Origin of the sequence: Streptomyces sp. CA-106110 (assembly GCF_050936285.1) — a bacterium.
Taxonomy (GTDB): Bacteria; Actinomycetota; Actinomycetes; order Streptomycetales; family Streptomycetaceae; genus Streptomyces.
The window spans coordinates 9,824,325-9,847,084 of sequence record NZ_JBNJNB010000001.1; the positions used below are offsets into that span (position 1 = coordinate 9,824,325).

General features: G+C 70.8%; 17 protein-coding genes and 2 pseudogenes. 15 read left to right on the plus strand and 4 right to left on the minus strand.

Translation table 11 applies throughout. The features are described 5' to 3' along the window. Positions 1 to 151: 151 nt before the first annotated feature. From ACQEXA_RS45395 to ACQEXA_RS45415, 5 genes are all read left to right on the plus strand, one after another. Positions 152 to 979 (plus strand): FAD binding domain-containing protein, encoded by an 828-nt coding sequence (locus ACQEXA_RS45395; protein WP_433132838.1) that lies wholly within the window; start codon positions 152 to 154, stop codon positions 977 to 979. Continuing rightward, positions 976 to 3,693, plus strand: a complete 2,718-nt coding sequence (locus ACQEXA_RS45400) for a molybdopterin-dependent oxidoreductase (RefSeq protein WP_432925074.1) — start codon at positions 976 to 978, stop codon at positions 3,691 to 3,693. The genes ACQEXA_RS45395 and ACQEXA_RS45400 overlap by 4 nt, the downstream gene beginning before the upstream one ends. Positions 3,694 to 3,698: 5 nt before the next feature. Beyond that, the gene (locus tag ACQEXA_RS45405; RefSeq protein WP_432925072.1) at positions 3,699 to 4,673 is read left to right on the plus strand and encodes an antibiotic biosynthesis monooxygenase; all 975 of its coding nucleotides are present in this window, start codon (positions 3,699 to 3,701) and stop codon (positions 4,671 to 4,673) included. A 135-nt stretch (positions 4,674 to 4,808) separates the two neighbouring features. Continuing rightward, positions 4,809 to 5,228, plus strand: coding sequence for an aspartate 1-decarboxylase (gene panD, locus ACQEXA_RS45410; RefSeq protein WP_359391441.1), 420 nt, complete (start codon positions 4,809 to 4,811; stop codon positions 5,226 to 5,228). A gap of 20 nt (positions 5,229 to 5,248) precedes the next feature. Beyond that, positions 5,249 to 5,932 (plus strand): aspartate/glutamate racemase family protein, encoded by a 684-nt coding sequence (locus ACQEXA_RS45415; protein ID WP_432925070.1) that lies wholly within the window; start codon positions 5,249 to 5,251, stop codon positions 5,930 to 5,932. Positions 5,933 to 6,400: 468 nt separating this feature from the next. Here ACQEXA_RS45415 and gndA read toward each other — a convergent pair whose 3' ends face one another. After that, positions 6,401 to 7,840 carry an NADP-dependent phosphogluconate dehydrogenase gene (gndA, locus tag ACQEXA_RS45420; protein ID WP_432925068.1) on the minus strand — a complete coding sequence of 480 codons (1,440 nt, stop codon included), beginning with the start codon at positions 7,838 to 7,840 and terminating at the stop codon, positions 6,401 to 6,403. Between the two features lie 391 nt (positions 7,841 to 8,231). Here gndA and ACQEXA_RS45425 point away from each other — a divergent pair. Further along, a pseudogene (locus ACQEXA_RS45425) lies at positions 8,232 to 8,438 on the plus strand (transglycosylase family protein); the annotation flags it as partial. Between the two features lie 183 nt (positions 8,439 to 8,621). Beyond that, a pseudogene (locus ACQEXA_RS45430) lies at positions 8,622 to 9,341 on the plus strand (M23 family metallopeptidase); the annotation flags it as partial. Here ACQEXA_RS45430 and ACQEXA_RS45435 read toward each other — a convergent pair. Continuing rightward, entirely contained in the window at positions 9,331 to 10,425 is a 1,095-nt protein-coding gene (locus tag ACQEXA_RS45435) for a DMT family transporter (protein WP_432925066.1), read from the minus strand. The pseudogene ACQEXA_RS45430 and the gene ACQEXA_RS45435 sit on opposite strands and share 11 nt — an antisense overlap. Positions 10,426 to 10,653: 228 nt before the next feature. Here ACQEXA_RS45435 and ACQEXA_RS45440 point away from each other — a divergent pair, with 228 nt between their 5' ends. From ACQEXA_RS45440 to glgC, 3 genes are all read left to right on the plus strand, one after another. Further along, entirely contained in the window at positions 10,654 to 11,373 is a 720-nt protein-coding gene (locus tag ACQEXA_RS45440; protein ID WP_432925064.1) for a (2Fe-2S)-binding protein, read from the plus strand. Between the two features lie 75 nt (positions 11,374 to 11,448). Beyond that, entirely contained in the window at positions 11,449 to 12,606 is a 1,158-nt protein-coding gene (glgA, locus tag ACQEXA_RS45445; protein WP_432925062.1) for a glycogen synthase, read from the plus strand. Positions 12,607 to 12,644: 38 nt separating this feature from the next. Further along, positions 12,645 to 13,865, plus strand: a complete 1,221-nt coding sequence (gene glgC / locus ACQEXA_RS45450) for a glucose-1-phosphate adenylyltransferase (RefSeq protein WP_432925060.1) — start codon at positions 12,645 to 12,647, stop codon at positions 13,863 to 13,865. Positions 13,866 to 13,894: 29 nt separating this feature from the next. On the opposite strand, the gene ACQEXA_RS45455 is transcribed toward glgC, so the two are convergent. After that, positions 13,895 to 14,047 carry a hypothetical protein gene (locus ACQEXA_RS45455; RefSeq protein ID WP_432925058.1) on the minus strand — a complete coding sequence of 51 codons (153 nt, stop codon included), beginning with the start codon at positions 14,045 to 14,047 and terminating at the stop codon, positions 13,895 to 13,897. 463 nt (positions 14,048 to 14,510) lie between these two features. Here ACQEXA_RS45455 and ACQEXA_RS45460 point away from each other — a divergent pair, with 463 nt between their 5' ends. The 5 genes from ACQEXA_RS45460 to ACQEXA_RS45480 all read left to right on the plus strand — a co-directional run bounded on the left by ACQEXA_RS45460 (position 14,511) and on the right by ACQEXA_RS45480 (position 21,514). Further along, positions 14,511 to 16,841 carry a GH92 family glycosyl hydrolase gene (locus ACQEXA_RS45460; protein WP_432925056.1) on the plus strand — a complete coding sequence of 777 codons (2,331 nt, stop codon included), beginning with the start codon at positions 14,511 to 14,513 and terminating at the stop codon, positions 16,839 to 16,841. Between the two features lie 145 nt (positions 16,842 to 16,986). Continuing rightward, positions 16,987 to 18,348 (plus strand): wax ester/triacylglycerol synthase family O-acyltransferase, encoded by a 1,362-nt coding sequence (locus ACQEXA_RS45465; protein ID WP_432925054.1) that lies wholly within the window; start codon positions 16,987 to 16,989, stop codon positions 18,346 to 18,348. 293 nt (positions 18,349 to 18,641) lie between these two features. Further along, the gene (locus tag ACQEXA_RS45470) at positions 18,642 to 20,132 is read left to right on the plus strand and encodes an SDR family NAD(P)-dependent oxidoreductase (RefSeq protein WP_432925052.1); all 1,491 of its coding nucleotides are present in this window, start codon (positions 18,642 to 18,644) and stop codon (positions 20,130 to 20,132) included. A 106-nt stretch (positions 20,133 to 20,238) separates the two neighbouring features. Continuing rightward, positions 20,239 to 20,472 (plus strand): hypothetical protein, encoded by a 234-nt coding sequence (locus tag ACQEXA_RS45475; protein ID WP_432925050.1) that lies wholly within the window; start codon positions 20,239 to 20,241, stop codon positions 20,470 to 20,472. 337 nt (positions 20,473 to 20,809) lie between these two features. Continuing rightward, on the plus strand, positions 20,810 to 21,514 hold the full coding sequence (locus ACQEXA_RS45480) for a nucleotidyltransferase domain-containing protein (protein ID WP_432925048.1): 705 nt from the start codon (positions 20,810 to 20,812) through the stop codon (positions 21,512 to 21,514). Here the strand turns inward: ACQEXA_RS45480 and ACQEXA_RS45485 are convergent. Next, positions 21,484 to 22,737 carry a glycosyltransferase 87 family protein gene (locus ACQEXA_RS45485; RefSeq protein ID WP_432925046.1) on the minus strand — a complete coding sequence of 418 codons (1,254 nt, stop codon included), beginning with the start codon at positions 22,735 to 22,737 and terminating at the stop codon, positions 21,484 to 21,486. The two genes, ACQEXA_RS45480 and ACQEXA_RS45485, sit on opposite strands and share 31 nt — an antisense overlap. Positions 22,738 to 22,760 lie beyond the last annotated feature (23 nt).

The window sequence follows — 22,760 nt, forward strand, 5'->3', positions numbered from 1 at the left end:
GCACGATTCTGGGCCCGCCGGTCCCTCGCGGCTCAGCCGCCCCGAACGGTGCGGGATGGCGGCCAACACCTGCTCGATCAGCAGGAAATCCACTCCAGCAGTGCCAGGGACAGTTGTCTTCCCGCATTCCGTTTCCCGTGGGTCGGCTTTCATGGACCTCAACACCATCACCGAAGTAGTCCGGCGACCGTCCGAGCGGCCAGGCATGGACTGGCGCGATGGTGACGCCTGGCTCGCAGGCGGAACATGGCTCTATTCCACGGAGCAGCCGGACCTGCGACGGCTGATCGACCTGACGGCGTTGCGTTGGGAGCCCCTTGTTCCGACGGACAAGGGCCTGGAGATCAGCGCCACATGCACTGTCCGCGACCTGTACGCCTTCCCATGGCCGGAGGGCTGGACCGCTGGAATTCTTTTCCGGAAAAGCTGTGAGGCATTCCTGTCCTCGTTCAAAGTCTGGAACGCGGCGACCGTCGGCGGAAATATCTGCATGTCCTTGCCCGCCGGCCCGATGATCACGCTGACGGTCGCGTTGGAGGCCCAGTACGAACTGTGGGCGCCCGATGGCTCCGTGCGCTTCGTCGACGCCCTCGATTTCGTCACCGGCGACCACCGCAACGTTCTCGCCCCCGGGGAGATCCTCCGACGCATCACCATTCCGGAGCACGCGCTGCGCAAACGCACCGCGCACCGTCGCTTCGCGCTGACCCGGCTCGGCCGTTCGACGGTGTTTCTCGTCGGCACGCAACGGCTGGGAGCGAGTGACCTGGTGCTCACCGTCACGGCCGGTACCACACGGCCCGTCCGCATCGTCTTCGACTCTCTGCCCGATGCCCGAACCCTGCGGCAGAGCATCGACGCCGTGCCTGCCGACGTCTGGTTCGCCGATCCCAACGGAACCCCTGACCACCGTCGGCATCTGACACGGCACTTCGCCGAAGAGATCTGCCGGGAACTCACGGCTGGGGACCTGGCATGAGCTACATCGTGAACGGCAAGGCATTCGACCGGGAACCAGCCCCCGGCCAGTGCCTGCGCACCTTCCTGCGCGAGCTCGGCCACTTCGGCGTCAAGAAGGGGTGCGACGCGGGCGACTGCGGCGCCTGCACGGTGTGGCTGGACGGCACACCCGTACACAGTTGCATCACCCCTGCGTTCCGCGCGGAGGGCCGGGAGGTGACCACGATCGAGGGACTTGGACGGCCCGGCGCCCTGCATCCCATGCAGCGGCAGTTCGAGGACGCCCCGGGGTTCCAGTGCGGTTTCTGCACCGCGGGGATGATCATGACGTCGGCGACCTTCACCGAGGACCAGAAGGCGGATCTGCCACGGGCGTTGAAGGGCAACCTCTGCCGTTGCACCGGATACCGGGCGATCGAGGACGCCGTGAAGGGCGTCAGTGCGGTGGAGACGGCAGCACCGGGCAAGGCCGTCGGGACGAGCATCGGCGCTCCCGCGGGCCACGACGTGGTGACGGGTCACGCCGAGTTCACCATGGACACGCACATCGACGGCATGCTGCACCTCAAAGTGCTGCACTCGCCCCACGCGCACGCCCGGATCCTCTCGATCGACAAGAGCGCCGCCCTCGCGGTGCCCGGCGTGCACCGGGTCTACACCTGGGAAGACGTACCCCGCAGACACTTCACCACGGCGATCCACACCGACCACCTGGTCGACCCGGACGACACCTGCATCCTCGACGACACGGTCCGCTTCGCCGGCCAGCGCGTCGCCGCGGTCCTGGCCGACACGGTCGGGGCGGCGGAGGAGGGCTGCCGGTGTCTCGCGGTCGACTACGAGGTGCTGCCGGCGGTGTTCGACCCGGAGGCGGCGATGGCCGACGGCGCACCCCAGCTGCACGGCTCCCACGATCCGTTCGTCCGCGACCCCGTCCACAACATCCTGCTCGAACTTCACTCGCACATCGGCGACGTCGACGCAGGATTCGCTGAAGCCGACGTGGTCCACGAAGGCACGTACTTCTCACCGCGGGTGCAGCACGCGCACCTGGAGACCCACGGTTCCATCGCCTGGATGGAGGACGGTCGGCTGAACGTCCGCACCAGTTCGCAGTCACCGTCGATCGCGAAGGTCAAACTGGAGTACCTGTTCGCGCTGCGCCCGGATCAGGTGAGGGTGTTCTGCAGGCGCGTCGGCGGCGGATTCGGCGGCAAGCAGGAGGTGATCGCCGAGGACCTGGTCGCACTTGCCACCCTGGACACCGGACGGCCCACCTGCCTCGAGTACACCCGTGAGGAGGAGTTCACCACGGCCTCGCCGCGGCATCCGATGACCCTGACCGTCAAGCTCGGCGCGAAGGCCGACGGAACGCTCACCGCCTTCCAGGTACGCAACGTGTCGAACACCGGCGCCTACGGGAACCACGGCGGCGAAACGCTGTACGCGGGCGGAGCCGCCGTCATGATCTACCGCTGCCCCCACAAGAAGTACGACGCGTACTCCGTCTACACGAACACCGTGCCGAGCGGGGCGCTGCGCGGGTACGGGATGACGCAGCCGGCGTTCGCGGTGGAGTCGGCGATGGACGAACTGGCCCGCGCCCTGCACATCGACCCGCTGGAACTGCGCCGGCGCAACATCGTTCGGCCGGGCGAGCCCCTGGTGGCCCTGCACGACGGCCCCGACGACGTGGTCTTCACCGAGGACGGACTCGCCAAGTGCATCGACCTGGTCGGCGACGCCCTGGCCCGTGCGGCCGACCGGCCGCCTCCCGGCCCCGAGTGGCTCGTCGGAGCCGGCGTGGCGAGTTCCCTGCACGAGACCGCGCCCCCGACGGAACACCTCTCCGAGGCCTGGGTCACCCTGGGCGACGACCTCATCTACGAACTGGCCGTCGGGACCGCCGAGTTCGGGGAGGGAACCTCCACGGCCCATGTCCAGATCGCGGCCGACCAGCTGGGCACGACGCCCTCGCGGATCCGTCTGGTGCAGTCCGACACCGACCGCACGGGATTCGACACCGGTGCCTTCGCGAGCGCCGGCCTCTTCGTGGCGGGCAACGCGGTCCTGCGGGCGGCCAACGCCGTGCGCGACCGCATCCTGGAATTCGCCGCGGCGCACACGGGCGTCCACGTCGTGATGTGCGTGATGGACGACGACGGTGTCGTCTGCGGGGACCGGCGGGTGTCGCTGGCCGAACTCGTCGCGCCGGCCCGGGCGCGTGGAATCCGATTCACCGCCGCACGCAAGGCGTACGGCTCGCCCCGGAGCGTCACCTCCAACACACAGGGGTTCCGGGTCGCCGTGCACCGCGTGACGGGTGAGATACGGATCCTGTACAGCGTGCATGCGGCGGACGCCGGAGTGATCATCAACCCGGCGCAGGTCCGGGGACAGGTGGAGGGCGGTGTCGCGCAGGGGATCGGCTTCGCGCTGACCGAGAACCATCACGTCGACGACAACGGCGTCATGGTCAATCCGAACCTCCGGAACTACCGCATCCCCGCCTACGCCGACATCCCCCGTACCGAGGTCCTCCTGGTGAGCTCGGCGGATTCGACGGGGCCCATGCGGGCGAAAGGGATGGCCGAGTGCTGTATCAACCCGGTCGCCCCCGCGCTCGCGAACGCGGTGCATGACGCGACAGGCGTCCGCTACCGTGCGTTGCCGCTGACTCCGGAACGCATTTACGGCCGACTCCCTGCGGAGCAGTCGGTGTCGACAGGTTGAGCCGCATGAACACCGAAAAGAACCTAGCCGCCGCGGCGACGGCGATCATCGGTCAGAAGGTCCTGCCCGGGCTTGATCGGGAGTTCGAGTCGTGGCAGGAGGACCTCAACGCCGCGGCCGCCTACTACCCCGGTTTCCTCGGCGCCGAGATCTCCCCGCCGACACCGCTGCAACCCGACTGGGTCGTCGTGTACCGGTTCGACTCGGTGGCGCATCTTCAGGCGTGGATCAACAGCGGGACCAGGCAGACATATCTCGACGTCGGGGCCAAGTACTTCGACGGGCCGGCGACCCAGCAGGTGGTCAGCAGCGGCAGCCAGTCACTGGATCCGCTGGTCACCGTGGTGGTCACCCATCGCGTCCCCCCGAACCAGGTCGACGACTTCCTCGACTGGCAGCACCACATGGTCCAGGAGGAGAGCAAGTTCGAGGGGTTTCGCGGGACCGAGCTCTTCCGCCCCATCGAGGGGCTTCAGGAGGAATGGACCACGCTGTACCGCTACGACAGCGCCGAGCACCTCGACGCCTGGCTGACGTCGCCCGAACGGCAGGAGGTCCTGGCCGAGGGTGAGAAGTTCAGCGACTTCAAGCTGCACACGATCGACAACTCGTTCGGCAGCTGGTTCGCCTTCGAGGGCAACGGCAAGGAGGCACCGCCGCCGCCCTCCGAGACCAGGACCTCCCTCGCCATCTGGGTCGGCCTGTACCCGACTGTCGTGCTGCTGACGCTCGCTCTGTCCCCGCTGCACATGCCGCTCTGGATCGGCCTGCTCGTGGGCAACCTGCTGTCGAGTTTCATCATGAGCTTCCTGACCATGCCCTACTACGTGAACCCGCTGCTCGGGCGGTGGCTGCGGCCACCCCCGAACGAACCGGCGGCAAGAACCAACCTCCGTGGTCTCGGTGTCGTCGCTGTGGCGATGGCCTTCTGGGCTGTCGTCTTCTACCTCGTCACGGTCCGGTGGTGGACGCTGCCCTGACCGGCGAATGTGCCTGAATGGGGACGGCTCCAGCGGTGAGTGCGGCACGGCAGGCACTCAAATCCGCCGCTGTAGAGTGAACGCACGCCTTTGACCTGCACAGAGCAGGCAGAGAGCCACCACTAGGAGCACTGCATGCTGCGCACCATGTTCAAGTCCAAGATCCACCGTGCCACCGTCACCCAGGCCGACCTGCACTACGTCGGATCCGTGACCATCGACGCCGACCTGCTCGACGCCGCCGATCTGCTGCCGGGGGAGCTCGTCCACATCGTCGACATCACCAACGGCGCCCGGCTGGAGACCTATGTCATCGAGGGTGAGCGCGGCTCCGGTGTCATCGGCATCAACGGGGCCGCGGCCCATCTCGTGCACCCCGGCGATCTGGTGATCGTCATCAGCTACGCCCAGGTGTCCGACGCCGAGGCGAGGAGCCTGCGGCCCCGGGTCGTGCACGTGGACGGCGACAACCGGATCGTGGCACTCGGCACGGACCCGTCCGCCCCGGTACCGGGTTCGGACCAGGAGCGGAGCCCGCAGGCCGTCACGGCCTGACCGGCGGAGGGGAACCGACCGTGAGCGACAGCGGCACCCACGGCACACTCGCCCTGCTGCACACCTCGCCCGTGCACGTCCCGGTCTTCGAGGAACTGCGTGACCGGTCCCATCCGGGGCTCGCGCTGACGCACCTCGTGGCGGAGGACCTGCTGGCCGGGGCGCGGGTGCAGGGCCCCGACGCCGTGGCCGGCGACATCCGGGACCTGCTCGCGCGGGCCGTCGCGGCCGGTGCCCGCGCCGTACTGTGCACCTGCTCGACCATCGGCGGGGTCGCCGAGGGCGTGGACGTGGGTGTGCCCGTGCTGCGCGTGGACCGGCCCATGGCCGCAGCGGCGGTCGCGGCCGGCCCCCGCATCACCGTGATCGCCGCCGTGGAGAGCACCTTGGGGCCGACGTCCGCCCTGATCCAGGAGGAGGCGGCGGGCAGGGCGGTCGAGGTGCGCCCACTGCTCGTGGAGGGCGCCTGGCACCGCTTCGAGACGGGTGACGTCGAGGGATACCTCCGCAGGGTGGCCGACGCCGCCGACACGGTCACCGACGCCGACGCCATCGTCCTCGCCCAGGCGTCCATGGCCCCGGCGCGCCGGCTGACCACCACGGCCGTCCCGGTGCTGTCGAGCCCCGAGCCGGGCCTCGCGGCGGCCGCCGCCGTCGCCGCGACGTACCCCGCCCGGCCGTCCTCCCGTCCCGCTATGGGGTGAGTGCCTGCGGGGGGCCCGGGTACCCGGGGGACAAGTCCAGGGCCGATGTACCGAATGGCTGGAGGACACGATGACCCGCCCGCTCCCCGATCCCGTACAGCCGGGACCGACTCCCGGACCGGGACCGACTCCGGGACCGGAGCCGACCCCTGACCCGGGCCCCACACCGGAACCGGTTCCGCCGGGCCCGGGACCCGAGCCGCCCGGACCCGAACCTGTGCCTCCCGGACCGCACCCCGTGCCCCCGGCACCGCCGGGGCCCGGCCCCGACCGCCCGCAGCCGGGACCCGAACCGGTGCCCGGCCCTGAGCGGCCCACCCCCGAGCCGCCGCCTTCCCCCATCCCTGAACCGCCGGGCCCGGACCCCGTGCCCCAGCCCGAACCGGGGCCGCCCCTGAAGTGAGCACGCCTCGGCCGGCGCGGCGGTGACCCGCGTTCCGGGTCACCGTCACGGGTGGCGTGCGGCCGTTACGCCTCGACCTCGGACCGGTCCCCGCCCCACAGTGTGTGGAACGAGCCCTCGCGGTCCGTCCGACGGTAGGTGTGCGCCCCGAAGAAGTCCCGCTGCCCCTGGGTCAGCGCGGCGGGCAGCCGCTCGGCGCGCAGGGCGTCGTAGTAGGCGAGCGCCGCGGAGAAACCGGGCGCGGGGACTCCCTGGCGGGTCGCGGCGACGAGGACCTCGCGCCAGTCGTCCTGCGCCGCCGCGATCTCCTGCGCGAAGGTCTCGTCGGACAGCAGGCTCGGCAGGTCGGGGCGGGCGTCGTAGGCGGCGCGGATGCGGTCCAGGAAGGCCGCGCGGATGATGCAGCCGCCGCGCCAGATGGAGGCCACCTTGCCGAGGTCGATGTCCCAGTCGTACTCGTCGCTGCCCGCGGTGATCTCGTGGAAGCCCTGGGTGTACGAGACGATCTTCGACGCGTACAGCGCCTGCTCCACGCGGTCCGCGAAGGCCGCCGCCTCGTCCTTGCCGAGCGGCGCGGCCTTCGGCCCCACCAGGCCCCGCGAGGCCTCGCGCAGCGCCTTGTGGCCGGACAGCGAGCGGGCGAACACCGCCTCCGCGATCCCGGAGACCGGTACGCCGAGGTCGAGCGCCATCTGCACGGTCCAGCGGCCGGTGCCCTTCTGCTCGGCCTCGTCGAGGACCACGTCCACGAACGGCTTGCCCGTCGCCGCGTCCACGTGCGACAGCACCTCGGCGGTGATCTCGATCAGGTACGAGTCGAGGCGGCCGGTGTTCCAGGTGCGGAAGATCTCCGCGATCTCGGCGGGGGAGTAGCCGGCGACGTCGCGCAGCAGCTGGTACGCCTCGCCGATCAGCTGCATGTCGGCGTACTCGATGCCGTTGTGGACCATCTTCACGAAGTGGCCCGCGCCGTCCGGGCCGATGTGCGTGACGCACGGTGCGCCGTCCTTCGCCTTCGCGGCGATCTTCTCCAGCATCGGGCCGAGGGAGGCGTACGACTCCTTCGATCCGCCGGGCATGATGCTCGGGCCGTGCAGCGCGCCCTCCTCGCCGCCCGAGATACCGCTACCGACGAAGTGGATGCCCTGCTCGCGCAGCTGCTTCTCACGGCGGCGGGTGTCGGCGAAGTGCGCGTTGCCGCCATCGATGATCATGTCACCGGGCTCCAGGAGCGGGGCGAACTCCTGGATCACCGCGTCGGTCGGCGTGCCCGCCTTCACCATGATCATCAGGCGCCGCGGCCGCTCCAGCGCCGCCACGAAGTCCTCCGCGGTCTCGGTCGGCACGAAGTCGCCCTCGTGCCCGAATTCCTTCACGAGGTCGTGCGTCCTCGACGCGGTCCGGTTGTGCAGAGCGACCGTGTAGCCGTTGCGCGCGAAGTTGCGGGCGAGATTGCGGCCCATGACCGCGAGTCCCGTGACGCCGATCTGGGCTGAAGTGCTCATAGCGGTTGGCTCCTAGAAGTCCTGGAATCGGGGGTGCCGGTTCGGTTCCGAACACATCCTCGGGGGGTGTGGTGTCTGGCGTGGTCGTCAGTATCGCCCGGTGACCATCCTGACGTGCCGGTACGCCCGTCGCACATCCGCGTGTCCCCGCTGCGGGCGACGTCCGCCCGTCCCGACGGTTCGCCGCATCGGCAAGAGGGGCCGATTCCCGGTCAGTTGGCGGGACGAAGCGGCCGATAGCCGTCTTGTCATGGCCAGTTCGCCGCCCTTACTTTTTCTCCTCCTGGCGCATGTCGAGGGGGTCTCCATGGCCGCACGCGGCCGGCACCGCCGGTATCAGCCGACGAGGATCAACCGGGCCTCGCTCACCGTCACGGCGGGGGGCGCCGGCATGGCGATCCCGCTCATCGGCGCCGGCGTGGCGCACGCGGCCGACGTGGACACCTGGAACAAGGTCGCCGCCTGCGAGTCGAGCGGCAACTGGAGCGTCAACACCGGTAACGGCTACTACGGCGGCCTGCAGTTCACCCAGTCCACCTGGGAGGCCTACGGCGGCACGGCGTACGCCCGGCGCGCGGACCTCGCCACCAAGGACCAGCAGATCGCCGTGGCCGAGAAGGGCCTCGAGGGTCAGGGCCCCGGCGCCTGGCCGGTCTGCTCCGGACACGCCGGTCTCACCCACCACTCTCAACTTCCTTCGAGCGGCGGCACTCCCACCGGTGCCGCTCCAGGAACCGGCACCTCGGCCTCCTCGACGCGGACCACCGAGCACGCCCTCCGCGACGTGACACCGCAGACGACGCCCCAGTCCCGGGCGGGCACCGCCGAGATGTACACCGTGGTGCGCGGCGACACGCTCTCCGGTATCGCCGACACCCATCACGTCCAGGGCGGCTGGCAGCGGCTGTACGCGGCCAACCGGGGAACGGTCGGCGCCGACCCGGACCTGATCCTGCCGGGACAGCGGCTGAGCCTGGGCGCCAAGGCCCCGTCGCACAAAGAGGCGACGCACCCTCGGGCCCACAAGGAGGCGACGCACCCGCGGGCCCACAAGTCCTCGACCGAGAAGACCGGTTCTGGGCGGAGCGCCACGACCCACGACATGGTGGCCCCGGTCCATGCCGCCATGGGTACGCCCTACCACGCCGCGGGGACGGCATGGTCGAAGGGCTACCACACGGGTGTCGACTTCCCCGTGCCCACCGGTACGTCGGTGAAGGTGGTGGCGGCGGGCCAGGTCGTCAGCGCGGGCTGGGGCGGTTCCTTCGGCTACCAGGTGGTCGTCCGGCACGCCGACGGCCGCTATACGCAGTACGCCCATCTTTCGGCGATCTCCGTGAAGGACGGGCAGAGCGTGCTGGCGGGTCAGCGCATCGGCCGCTCCGGGTCCACGGGCAATAGCACGGGTCCGCATCTCCACTTCGAGGTGCGGACGGGGCCCGGGTTCGGCAGCGACATCGATCCGGTCGCCTACCTCCGGGCGGGTGGCGTCAGGATTTGATGCGGACCCGGTGCCGGTCCAGCATGGGCAGGGGCACGAACGGCCCCCCGTAGAAGGCACTGTACGGGACGGCCGGGCCGCCGTCCGCCGCCACCGGGTCCTCGTGCGGGCCCTCGTGGACCGGCGGCGGTACGAACGCCTCCTCCTCGGCCGGGGCGGGAGCCTGCGCGGGTACCGGGACGAGCGCTTCCCGGCGCGGTTCCGGTTCCGCGCCGGTTCCCGGCACGAGGTCGCAGGCCATCGCCGCGCGGTGCTCGCTGTCGATCCGCTCGGTGGTCAGCAGGATCAGGCCGCCCGCGGCGCCGACCCCGCAGGTGAGTGCGAGCACGGTCCCCGTCGTGCCGTAGCGGAACGCCTCCCCGAACAAGGTGATGCCGACTGCGGCGGCGACCACCGGGTTCACCACGGTCAGCGTGGCGAGTGGCGCCGCGAGGCCCGCACCCCGGTAGGAGGCCTGCGACAGCAGCAGGCCGGCCGTCGCGAACACGCCTATCGCGGCCAGGCTCGGCAGATCCGCGAGCAGCACCCCGCTCGTCCAGTCCACCGCGACCGTCTTCGTGAACACCGACGACATGCCGAACGCGACGCCGGAGGCGACCGCGAGCAGCACACTGCGCACCGCCGGATGCCGCTGCGTGGCGCGGGCGGCGGCCATCAGCGCCACCACGCCGCCGGCGGTGACCAGGCCCACCAGCACGCGCTGGGCGTTGTCCAGGGACCGGGCGTCGGAGGTACCGACCAGGGCCAGCAGACCGGCCAGGCCCACGGTCGCCATGACGGCGCCCCGCCAGGCGGTCGTCCCGGCCCGGCGGCCGACGAAAAGCGCCGCCATCGGCAACGCGAACACGATGGTCAGCGCGCCCAGCGGCTGGACCAGGCTCAGAGGACCGTAGGCGAGCGCCACCACGTGCAGCAGCCCACCGAGACCGTTCAGCAGGATGGCGCCCCACCAGGCGGCCCGGCGCAGCGGTGCGTACGCCTGGCCGGGCGAGGACTCGGCGACCCGCTCCTGCACGATCGCCCCGCCCGCGTATGCCACGGCGGAGACGAACGACAGCACTACGGACAACGCGAGGGCGCTCACGAGCGCCTCCTTCGCGCGGGGCCGGGGCGGGGAGCCCGGCGCAGCGAACAGTCGGCTTCCATGATGAACACGATGCCGTGCGCGGCTCTTCCCGTCGTCGTACCTGAGCACGCATCGGGTCGTACTGCCGATGGAGTACGACCGGGTTCCACTCCTCCCCAAGAGGGGTGACAATGCCGGGATCCCCCCTGGTTGAAGCCCCTGGACAGCTTGGTATTACTGACTTTCGTGGACGTCGACCCCCAACTCGGCGCGCTGGGCGGACTCGGCGGCTTCTTCGTACTGCGCACCGGGGAACCGCCGCGTGGCCCGCTGCCCACCCTCGCACAGGCGTACGCACCCGCCGCACTCGATGCCGCAGCCGATGTTCACGGGGATCCGCTGACTTTTCGCACCCGCAAGGTCGCCCGGAGCCTGCGCGCGCCGGAAGCCCGGGTCGCCGCCTCCATCGCCCACCTGGGACTGGCGGCCCGGCTCTGCTCCGTCGCCCTCGGCTGCGCCGCGCTGTACGGGCGGGTGCCCGACCTCGATCCCCGGCTGCTGCACTGGGATCCGGACGGCAGCGCGCCCGAGGACCTGTGGCTGAGCGAGGTGCGCCCGCTGCCTGCCGAGGCGCTGGACTCGGTGGTACGCGAGGGCCACCTCGTCCCGCTCGCGGCCGCCCTGAGTTCACGCCACCGCCTGCCCGCAGGGCTGCTGTGGGGCAACGCGGGCTCCGCCCTCGCGGGCAGCGCGCGCATGATCGTCCAGTGGGCGCGGGCGCACGGCCGTACCGAGGTGGGGGAGCGGGCCCGCGCGCTGGCCGCCGGGCTGTTCGCCCATCCCGACCTGGCCGGGACCCTCGATCCTGCCACCGGACGGCGCCGCAGCTGCTGCCTGTACTACCGGCTGCCGGGCGGCGCGGTGTGCGGCGACTGCTGCTTCGACCGCCCACCGGGCCGAGACTGAGATACGGATGGTCTTCCGCAACCGGGGTATGTGGGTGACCATGTGGGAACCAGCCGCTGAGACAGGGGGTTCCGGGTGCGTGTGGGCTTGCTGACCCGGGAGTACCCGCCGGACGTGTACGGCGGCGCGGGCGTTCACGTCGAGTTCCTCGCCCGGGAGTTGCGCGCCCTCACAGACCTGGACGTGCACTGCTGGGGCGAGGGCGGGGCGGGCGGTGTCATACGCCACAGACCGTGGCCCGCCCTGGACACCGCGAACGACGCCCTGCGCACCTTCTCCGTCGACCTCTCCATGGCCGCCGTCCTCGACGACCGCCAACTGGTCCACTCCCACACTTGGTACGCCAATCTCGCCGGCCACCTCGGCAAGCTGCTGTACGGCATCCCGCATGTGATGACCGCCCACTCGCTGGAACCCCTCCGCCCCTGGAAAGCCGAGCAACTCGGTGGCGGATACGCCCTCTCCAGCTGGGCCGAGCGCACCGCGATCGAGGCCGCCGACGCCGTCATCGCCGTCTCCGGCGCCATGCGCGAGGACATCCTCGGCTGCTACCCGGCCCTCGACCCGGCGAGGGTCCACGTGGTGCACAACGGCATCGACACCGCGCTGTACCAGCCGGACCACGGGACCGACGTCCTCACCCGTCTCGGCATCGACGCGAGCCGCCCCTACGTCCTGTTCGTCGGCCGTATCACCCGCCAGAAGGGCGTGCCCCATCTGCTGCGCGCGGTGCGGAACATCGACCCCGAGGTCCAGGTCGTGCTGTGCGCGGGTGCGCCGGACACGGCCGAGATCGACCGCGAGTTCCGCGACCTGTTCGAGGAGCTGAGCCGGAGCCGCGAGGGCGTCCACTGGATCCCGAAGATGCTGCCGCGTCCCGAGGTGATCCAGCTCCTCACCCACGCCGCCGTGTTCGCCTGCCCGTCGGTGTACGAGCCGCTCGGCATAGTCAACCTGGAGGCCATGGCGTGCGGCACGGCCGTGGTGGCCTCGCGCACCGGCGGCATTCCGGAGGTCGTGGACGACGGCCGCACCGGTCTGCTGGTCGACGTGGACGACGACTTCGAGGAGCATCTGGCACGCGCCCTCGACTCCGTCCTCGCCGACCCGGTGGCCGCCAAGCGCATGGGTGAGGCCGGACGCGAGCGCGCGGTCCGGGAGTTCGGCTGGGACACGGTGGCCCGCCGCACGGTTCGCCTGTACGAGGAAGTCCTCGAACAGGGCAGTAAGTGAACAGAGAGCGGAACAACCGGGCGTAGAGGGGCGGCGGCATGCGGCGCGGTGGACCTTCGGTGCTGGGAATCGTACTGGCCGGCGGGGAGGGGAAGCGGCTGATGCCGCTGACCGCTGACCGCGCGAAACCGGCCGTGACCTTCGGCGGTACCTACCGCCTTGTCGACTTCGTCCTGTCCAACCTCGTCAACGGCGACATCCTGCGCATCTGCGTGCTCACGCAGTACAAGTCGCACTCGCTGGACCGGCACATCACCACGACGTGGCGGATGTCCAGTCTGCTCGGCAACTACATCACCCCCGTCCCGGCCCAGCAGCGGCTGGGCCCGCGCTGGTACCTCGGCAGTGCCGACGCGATCCTGCAGTCGCTGAACCTGATCTACGACGAACAGCCCGAGTACGTCGCGGTGTTCGGCGCCGACCACGTCTACCGAATGGACCCCCGGCAGATGCTCGCCCAGCACATCGACAGCGGCGCCGGCGTGACCGTCGCGGGGATACGGGTGCCGCGCGCCGAGTCCTCGTCCTTCGGCGTGATCAGCCCCGGCACGGACGGCCAGAGCGTGGAGCGGTTCCTGGAGAAGCCCGCCGATCCCCCCGGTCTGCCCGACGACCCCGAGTGCGTCTACGCCTCGATGGGCAACTACATCTTCACCACCAAGGCGCTGATCGAGGCACTCCAGCGGGACGCCGAGGACCCGGGCTCCGTGCATGACATGGGCGGTTCGATCCTGCCCGCGCTCACCCACCGCGGCGAGGCCCAGTTCTACGACTTCAGCGCCAACCACGTGCCCGGCGAGACCAGCCGCGACCAGGGCTACTGGCGGGACGTCGGCACCCTGGACGCGTACTACGAGGCGCACATGGACCTGATCGCGGAGCGCCCCGCCTTCAATCTCTACAACCGCAGCTGGCCGATCTACACCCACTCCGGTCAGCTCTCGCCCGCCCGCTTCAACGCGGGCGGGATCGCCAGCGAGTCGATCATCAGCGCCGGATGCCTGATCCGGGGCCAGGTGACGCGTTCGGTGCTGTCGCCGGGCGTCGTGGTGGACCCGGGCGCCGTCGTCCAGGGGTCGGTACTGCACGACAACGTGCACGTCGGGCGGGGGGCGATCGTGCGCGGCGCCGTCCTCGACAAGAACGTCGAGGTGCCGCCGGGCGCCACGATCGGTGTCAACCCGGAGCGGGACGCGGAGCTGTACACGGTGTCCAAGGACGGGGTGATCGCGCTGGGCAAGGGGCAGCGGGTTCCGTAGACGGCCGGGGGAGTACTGCTCACGGTCCGTCAGCCGGGCAGCTTCACGACCTTCGACGCCCTGAGGACTCTGCCGTGCGCGTCCAGCGCCCGCACCTGGACGTACGGTCCCGGAGGCCGGAGCCGGGCGTCGTGCTGGACCACAGAGCAGGTGCCGGCCAGGTCCGGTCCTGCGGCAGCCAACCGTAGATCACGAAGGCGCCGCCTCCGCGACGGCGGACTCCCGGGATGCGGCACGGCCACCCGAATGACGCACACGGCCGGTTCCCCGGCAGGCGGGGCGCGCGTCGTGCCGTCTATCGTCGCCAATGAGCCCGGGCCGACCGGTCCGCACAGCGGCTCGGTCGTGGATGGGGCGGCCCATCGCGACGGCCGGCCCGCCGTGGTTGCGGCCCGGCCTGGCGCAACCGTCGTGGGTGCGGAGGTGACGGGACCCGGAGCCGCCGGCGGTGAACTCCAGCCGGGCGCAAAGGACTTCTCGGCCGGCACGCTTCCTCGCGCCGGATGCCGGGTGCCTGCGGCCTGCGTATCCGGGGCCCTGTGCCGGGCGACGCGTCCAGGGACAAACCCGCTGGTTCCGCCGGAAACCGACAGCGCGCCACCACCATGTGGGACATCGATGTCGAACCTCCGGAGGTCTTCCCAGATGAGATGGACCCGGCGTCTGCGCCTGTGTGCCGCGGGTGCGCTGGTTGTCTCGGCCCTGTTCGCCCCGCCGGCCGCCCTGGCCGCCCAGCCGTCCGGCGGGAGGCTCACCGACCTGGTCAACCCCTTCATCGGCACACAGAACGAAGGCAACACCTTCCCTGGCGCCGCCGTGCCGTTCGGCATGGTGCAGCTCTCGCCGGACACGGGGCACCGCACCGGCTACGACTACACCCAGAACCGGATCCGTGGCTTCTCCCTGATCCACCTCTCCGGTGTCGGCTGCGCCATCGGAGGTGACCTGCCCGTACTGCCGACGACGGGTGACGTCACCGAGACGGACTACGCCAAGTACGCGGCCACGTTCAGCCATGACGACGAGCAGGCGAGTCCCGGCTACTACCGGGTCGGACTCGGAGGAGGCATCCGGGCCGAACTGACGGCGACCGAGCGCACCGGCGTCCAGCGCTACACGTTCCCGGCGACCGGCAAGGCCAATGTCCTGCTCAACGCGGGCCAGGCGCTGCACAAGAACGTCTCGTCCAAGGTCGAGATCCTCGACGACCGCACCGTGCGCACCACGATCACGGGCACCGGCTTCTGCCGGTCCACCCGGCCCTACACGGTCTACACGGTCACCCGTTTCAACCGGCCCTTCACCGCGCACGGCACGTGGTATCAGGACTCGATCACCCCCGATGCGACCACGTCGTCGGGCCCCGGGCGCAACGGCGCCTACGTCACCTTCGACGCGAGGCACGAGCGCACCGTGGAGGCGACCACCGCGCTGTCCTACGTCGATCCGCGCGGGGCCGAGGTCAACCTCCGTTCCGCACCCGCGCGTTCGTTCGCCCAGGTGCGGGAGGCCGCTCGGCGCGCCTGGGAGGGCCGGCTCGACGACGTCCGGGTGCAGGGCGGCAACCCCGCTCTGCGGATCCCCTTCTACTCGTCCCTGTACCGGTCCTTCCTCGCCCCGAACATCGGCAGCGACGCCGACGGCCGCTACACCGGCTGGGACCAGAAGATCCACCGGACCCAGGGGTTCACGTACTACCAGAACTGGTCCCTGTGGGACACCTACCGGACCCAGTCCCAGCTCCTGTCGCTGCTCGCGCCGCGTGAGGCGCGCGACATGGCGATCTCCGTGCTCAAGATCGACGAGGAGGGCGGCTGGCTGCCCAAGTGGGGCTTCGGCACGGTGGAGACGAACATCATGAGCGGTGACCCGGTCACCCCGTTCCTCACCAACGCCTACCAGCAGGGACTGCTCAAGGGATACGAGCAGCGGGCCTACCGCGCGCTGAAGAAGAACGCCGGCGGCGTCCCGCCCGCCGACACCATGTACGTGGGGCGGGAGGCGAACCGTGAGTACATCGCGCACGGTTTCGCGCCGTACATCAAGGGCCGCCCGTACACCAAGCCCGGCGACTCGGACTACCACCACGGCGGATCGGTGACCCTGGAGTATGCGCTCTCCGACGCGATGCTCGCCCAGATGGCACGAGACCTCGGGCATCGCGCGGACGCCGCGCGCTATGCCGCCCGGTCGCGCAACTACCGCAACATCTTCGACCCCTCTACCGGCTTCTTCCGCGCCCGGGACGCCTCCGGGGCCTTCGTCGGGCCCTCCGACCCGGCCAGGAGCGAGGGGTTCCACGAGGGCAGCGCCTGGCAGTACCAGTGGCTCGTGCCGCAGGACCTGCGCGGCATGGTGAGCCTCATCGGGGGCGAGCGTGCGGCCAACGACCGGCTCGACGCCTTCTTCGCCTACGACCAACTGCTCAAGGACCCCGCGGGGACCGCGCGCAAGGTGTGGGTGAACGGGCCGTACGCCTACTACAACGCGGACAAGTACAACCCGCAGAACGAGCCCGACCTCATCGCCCCGTACACCTATCTCTCCACCGGCCAGCCGTGGAAGACGACGGACGTGGTGCACGCGGCGCTCACCCTGTTCACGGACGGGCCGACCGGTATGACCGGTAACGACGACCTCGGCACGATGTCCGCCTGGCACGTCTTCTCGTCGATCGGGATCTTCCCGGTGCAGCCCGGCTACCGCACCTGGGGACTGACCACGCCGGTCTTCGACCGGGTCGACCTGGTCCTGGACCGGGCGTACTACCCGGGCGGCGGTCTGACCATCACCGCGCCCGGCACCTCGGACACCCAGCGGTACGTCCAGGGCGTGCGTGTCAACGGAACGGCGTACAAACAGACGTACGTCACCAGCGACACGTTGCTCCGTCCGAGCCGGCTGGAGTTCATCGTCGGGGCTCGGCCATCCGGGTGGGGTACGTCACCCGACGCGGCGCCACCTGCACTGATGTGACCTCTTGCATCGCTTGAGTCCCGCCCTTCTCGCCAGGGCGGGACTTAATCTGCCGTTAACTGTATGTAGCGTGATCGTACTTGACCGTAATCGCCTCTGCGCGGTTGACTTTCTTGCTCCCCCGTCGTCGACGCGAGGCAAGCCATTGACTTCCGACCTGCTCGCACCACTCGACCTTGCCTTCTGGAACATCGAGTCCACGCGGCATCCGATGCACCTCGGTGCCATCGGTGTGTTCGCATGCAACTCGCCCACCGCGGGCGCCCACGCCGCAGATCTGCTGGCCGCCCGCGCCGCCGCGGTACCGGGCCTGCGCATGCGGATCCGCGACGTCTGGCTGCCGGACGTACGCATGAAGCGCGACCTCGCCGCCGCACGCCTCGCGCTCGCCCTGGGCGGGGCGACACGCGAACCGGCCCCCGACTTCGACCCGCTCGACCATGTGCGGCTGCACGCTCCCACCGACGACTTCCATGCGGCCGCCGGACGGCTCATGGAACGCCCGTTGGAGCGCGGCCGGCCGCCGTGGGAGGCGCATGTGCTACCGGGGGAGGACGGCACCTCCTTCGCCGTGCTGTTCAAGTTCCACCACGCGCTCGCCGACGGACTGCGCGCCCTGACACTGGCCGCCGCGGTCATGGACCCGATGGACCTGCCGGCTCCCCGGCCGCGCCGCCAGGAGCCTCCCCGCCGGCTTCTGCCCGACGTGCGCAGGCTCCCGGCCCTCCTGCGCGGCACCCTCGCCGACATGGGCCGCGCTCTGGACATCGGTGCCTCCGTCGCCCTGTCCACCTTCGGGATGCGTTCGTCGTCCGCGCTCACCTCCGAGCCGAGCGGCACCCGCCGTACCGCCGGCGTCGTCATCGAACTCGACGATGTGCACCGGGTGCGCAAGTCGGCGGGGGGCACCGTCAACGACGTCCTCATCGCGGTCGTGGCGGGCGCACTGCGCCGCTGGCTGGACGAGCGCGGCGACGGCAGCGCGGGGGTCGAGCCCCGCGCCCTGATCCCCGTCTCCAACCGCCGTCCGCGCAGCGCGCATCCACACGGCAACCGGCTCTCCGGCTATCTGATACGGCTTCCGGTGGCCGACCCGGACCCGCTGGCGCGGCTGCGGACCGTGCGCACGGCCATGGACCGCAACAAGGACGCCGGGCCCAACCGGGGCGCGGGTGCCGTGGCGCTGCTCGCCGACCACGTACCGGCCCTCGGCCACAGGATCGGCGGACCACTGGTCAGCCAGGCCGCCCGGCTCTGGTTCGACATCCTGGTCACCAGCGTGCCGCTGCCCAGCCTCGGCCTGAAGCTCGGCGGCAACCCGCTCACCGAGGTGTACCCGCTGGCCCCGCTGGCCAGCGGCCAGTCCCTGGCGGTGGCGGTCTCCACGTACCGGGGCCGTGTCCACTACGGGCTCGTCGCCGACGCCCGGGCGGTACCGGACCTGGAGCGGCTCGCCCGGGCGGTGCCGGAGGAGATGGAGACGCTGCTGGCGGCCTGCCGCGCCTGAGCGGGCCCCCCCGTGGCCGGACCGAGGGCGGCCGTGCCTGGCGCACGGCCGCCCTCGGCGCTGCCCGGCCCCTGGTGGAGCGGGTCGGGCGGGGCGTCGAGTGGGGCGTCCGCAGGGCCGGAACCGTCCCGTCCGGGGCTTCCGGCCGGGCGTCCCCCGCGGTCTCGCGCGTCCGCTCGCAATTGTGCTGATCTTCGCGGGTTTGGAGACCCGGCCCGGCGCTCCGTAAAATTCTCCGTTCGGAGGCGAGCGCGGTCGGAGCGCTGCGCAGGTGAGCGAGGAACGGCAGCGCGATGACGGTGACAGAGGACGGCCTGACGGGCGTCGGCCCGGAGGTCATGGACGAGATGTCGTACGGGCCCGGCATCGACCCGGAACGCCTGGCCGTCTGCCTCAGCGTCCTGGAGGAACTCGACGGCATCAACGTCGACCACCCCGACGCGATCAAGGTGCGCCGGGCCACCTCGCACATCTACCGCATGGTCAAGCAGCGCCGCCGCCAGGAGCGCCGGGCCGCCAAGACGGCCCACGACAAGGAGGTCACCGAGGCCACGGCGACCGGCTCCGCGCAGCGCATCGACGACGAGACCGAGGGCATCCTGCCGTCGTCGGTCACCGAGGCGGGCCAGATCGCCGGGATACTCAGGCGCCCGCGCTCCTGTTACGTCTGCAAGCAGCGCTACGTCGAGGTGGACTACTTCTACCACCAGCTCTGCCAGCAGTGCGCCGCGGAGAACCGGGCCCGTCGCGACGCCAGCGTCGACCTCACCGGCAAGCGCGCCCTGCTCACCGGTGGCCGCGCCAAGATCGGCATGTACATCGCGCTGCGGCTGCTGCGGGACGGCGCCCACACCACGATCACCACGCGTTTCCCGAACGACGCGATCCGCCGGTTCAAGGCCCAGCCCGACAGTGACCAGTGGATCCACCGGCTGAAGATCGTCGGCATCGACCTGCGCGACCCGGCCCAGGTGGTGGCACTGGCCGACTCGGTGGCCGCCGACGGCCCGCTGGACATCCTGATCAACAACGCCGCCCAGACCGTACGCCGCTCCCCGCAGGCCTACAGCGAGCTGGTGTCCGCCGAGTCCGCGCCGCTGCCGGCGGGTGAGCTGCCGTCCGCCGAGGTCATCGGCACGTTCGGCTCCGGGGCCGTGGCCGCTCTGCCGGTGGCCGGGGGCGGCGCGCTGACCGCGCAGGCCGTGACCGACCTCGCCCTGGTCTCCGGCTCCGCCTCCCTGGAGCGGATCGCGGCCGGTACGGCGATCGACGCCGGCGGCCTCGTCCCCGATCTGCACGACACCAACACCTGGATCCAGCCGGTGGAGGAGGTCACGCCGGTCGAGCTGCTGGAGGTGCAGCTGTGCAACTCGACGGCGCCCTTCATCCTGATCAGCCGTCTGCGGACCGCACTGGCCGCCTCCCCTGCCCGGCGCACGTACATCGTGAACGTCTCCGCGATGGAGGGCGTCTTCAGCCGCGGTTACAAGGGCGCCGGTCACCCGCACACCAACATGGCCAAGGCCGCCCTGAACATGCTCACGCGCACCAGCGCCGCGGAGATGTTCGAGCGGGACCGGATCCTGATGACCGCCGTCGACACCGGATGGATCACCGACGAGCGCCCGCATCCGGACAAGATGCGCCTGGCTGACGAGGGCTTCCACGCTCCGCTCGATCTCGTCGACGGAGCGGCACGGGTATACGATCCGATTGTGCGCGGCGAGCAGGGCGAGGACCTGTACGGCGTCTTCCTGAAGGACTACGCGCCCGGCAAGTGGTGACACCGGGCGGGCCTCCCGAGGGCGGCGATGCGCCATCCGTGGGGCATGACTCGGCGCCGGGCGGGAACTCGAGCTCTCGTGAGCACCGCGCAAGGAGTGAGTTCTCATGGCCATGCCGCACGAGATCGATCCACGCGCCGCCGGAGACCCCCGCAACGTGTATCCGAGCGACGACCAGTTCTATTCGTCCGACCGTCCGGTGAATGCCGCACTGCCGGAGGACCGGCCGCGCGGCGGGAGGCAGCCGGCCCCGCTGAAGCACCGCGGGACCTGGGCCACCGTAGGCCTGATCGCCTGCATCGTCCTGTTGATCGCCGTGGGGATCGCGCTGTTCCCGTGACGGAATCAGGTCGAGGTCGCTGTCACGAGTGAGGTGATGCGCGTGACGTCATATGTGATGTGGCGCGGGTGACCGCAGCCGGTCGTAAACGTCGTACGTCCCGGAGAGGTCTCCGGGACGTACGACGTTCTGCCGCTGGTTCCGCCGTCGACCCGGTCGGCGATGGCGTACGGGAGTGCGAAAATCATTGGCACCGCCCGGCCGCCGGCGCATAGCCTCCCGTGCATGAGCCGCGTTCCGCGGAGTTCGTCCGGATGCCGGAAGGAGCGGCTCGCGCCTCCGGGCCCGGCCGGCCCGGAGCCGTCGCGATTGCTCGAACCGAGGAAGGCGGCCGAACGTGACCGTCCCCAACGTCCTGCTGTCCGGCATCGTCGGCTCGACCGCGTACGGACTCGCCCACGCGGGGTCCGACGTCGACCGGCTCGGCGTGTTCGCGGCACCTACGGAACAGTTGCACGGCCTGCACCGGCCGAAGGAGTCCCATGTCGGCACGGCCCCCGACCGCACCTTCCACGAGGCGGCGAAGTGGTGCCGGCTCGCTCTCGGCGGCAACCCGACCGCGATGGAACTGGTCTGGCTGCCTGCCGAGTTGTACGAGGTGCGCACCCCGCTCGGTGACGAGCTGACCGGCATCCGTACGTCGTTGCTGTGCGCCCAGCGGGTCCGGGACGCCTATCTCGGCTATGCCAGGCAGCAGTTCAGGAGGCTCGAGGCGCGTGGCGCCGGACCCGTCTCGACGGAAACGCGCAGACGCACCGCCAAACACGCCCGTCACCTGAAGCGGCTGTGCCACCAGGGTCTGGAACTGTACGCGACCGGACGTCTGACCATTCGCGTCGAGAACCCGCAGGAATACCACGACTTCGGTGAGCGAGTCGCCGCGGACGCCACAGCCGCGCGGTCCCTGCTCCGGTACTACGAGAACGCCTTCGACGACACGCGCAGCGCGCTGCCGCTGCGGCCCGACGAGTCGGCGGCCGAGGGCTGGCTGGGGCGCGTCCGCGACCGGTTCTACGCACCGAAGGCCGCGGGCTCCCGCTGATCCGCCCGTCTGCCGGAGGCCTCTTCGCGGGTGGTGGCGACGGCGAGGATCGTCAGCAGCGCGCACGCGGCGTAGGCCGTGCCGGGCCAGGCCAGAAGTGCCGGGTACGGGCTGTGCTGCGGCAGGCGGTCCTCCACGCGGATCAGCAGCGGAACCAGTCGTGTGGCGGTGGCGACGGTCCACGCCGCCAGCGCCACAAGACTGAGGGGCCGGCGCCGGGCGGGTCCGTGGGCGAGCCACATCATGGCCGGCAGACACCAGACCCAGTGGTGGCTCCACGAGATGGGGGACACGAGCAGCCCGTACAGCTCAGCGGTGACCAGGACACCGAGCAGGTCCCCGCGTCGCCCGGCCTTCCACAGGACGCACGCCGTGAGCACGGTCGCCAGCGCGAGGGCCGCCCACCATGCGCCGGAGGCCGCGGTGTCGTGCCCGAGGAGCCGGTCGAGTGCGCCCTGCAGCGACTGGTTGCGCACGGACCACGCCGGGCCGATGCGCTGGGTTTCCTTCACCAGGCGGAACCAGTAGCGGGCCGACTCCCGTGGAGCGATCACCCAGCCCAGGGCCGTGGCGCCGCCCGCGGCGACGAGCGCCCAGAAGGCCGCCCGCCATTGCCGCGTCGCCAGCAGGTAGAGGCCGCCGAAGACCGGAGTCAGTTTCACCGCGGTCGCCAGGCCGAGAACCGCTCCCCGGGTCATCGCGGTGCGGGACACCGCCAGCGCCGCCAGGACCAGGGCGGCCAGCAGCAGATTGACCTGGCCCTGGTCCAGGGTGTGCCGTACGGGTTCCAGCCACAGGGCCGCCGCCGTCCACACCAGGACACGGGACCTCGCGGAGCTGCCGCGGTCCGGGTGCAGGAGCCGGTCGGCGCAGAGGCAGATCACGCCCACGGCCGCCACCGAGGCCGCCTGCCACAGGACGACCAGGGCCGCCCAGGGCGGGAGCGCGAGCGGCAGGAACACCAGGGCCGCGAACGGCGGATAGGTGAAGGGCAGCACGGGGATCGGCGGACTTGTGTGCAGCCGGTAGTCGTACAGACCGCCGGAGAGCACCAGGGGCGAGGCCTCCCGGTAGACCCGCAGATCCAGCGGTTCGGGGGAGAAGAGGACCGCGGCCAGAAGATGCAGGACCAGGGACGTGCCCAGACACCAGCCTGCATGGCCCGTAATCCACCTGCCGATCACGCGGCCATATGCCAGGGCGATTCCGTGTCGGCGGCGCACCTCGCACAGTGTGAACGGCCGGA

Excerpts from the sequence above, each read along its gene's own strand:
- ACQEXA_RS45395 (WP_433132838.1), top strand. The coding sequence starts at position 152 with ATGGACCTCAACACCATCACCGAAGTAGTCCGGCGACCGTCCGAGCGG.
- ACQEXA_RS45400 (WP_432925074.1), top strand. The coding sequence starts at position 976 with ATGAGCTACATCGTGAACGGCAAGGCATTCGACCGGGAACCAGCCCCC.
- ACQEXA_RS45405 (WP_432925072.1), top strand. The coding sequence starts at position 3,699 with ATGAACACCGAAAAGAACCTAGCCGCCGCGGCGACGGCGATCATCGGT.
- panD (WP_359391441.1), top strand. The coding sequence starts at position 4,809 with ATGCTGCGCACCATGTTCAAGTCCAAGATCCACCGTGCCACCGTCACC.
- gndA (WP_432925068.1), bottom strand. The coding sequence starts at position 7,840 with ATGAGCACTTCAGCCCAGATCGGCGTCACGGGACTCGCGGTCATGGGC.
- glgC (WP_432925060.1), top strand. The coding sequence starts at position 12,645 with ATGCGGCGCGGTGGACCTTCGGTGCTGGGAATCGTACTGGCCGGCGGG.
- ACQEXA_RS45460 (WP_432925056.1), top strand. The coding sequence starts at position 14,511 with ATGAGATGGACCCGGCGTCTGCGCCTGTGTGCCGCGGGTGCGCTGGTT.
- ACQEXA_RS45470 (WP_432925052.1), top strand. The coding sequence starts at position 18,642 with ATGACGGTGACAGAGGACGGCCTGACGGGCGTCGGCCCGGAGGTCATG.
- ACQEXA_RS45475 (WP_432925050.1), top strand. The coding sequence starts at position 20,239 with ATGGCCATGCCGCACGAGATCGATCCACGCGCCGCCGGAGACCCCCGC.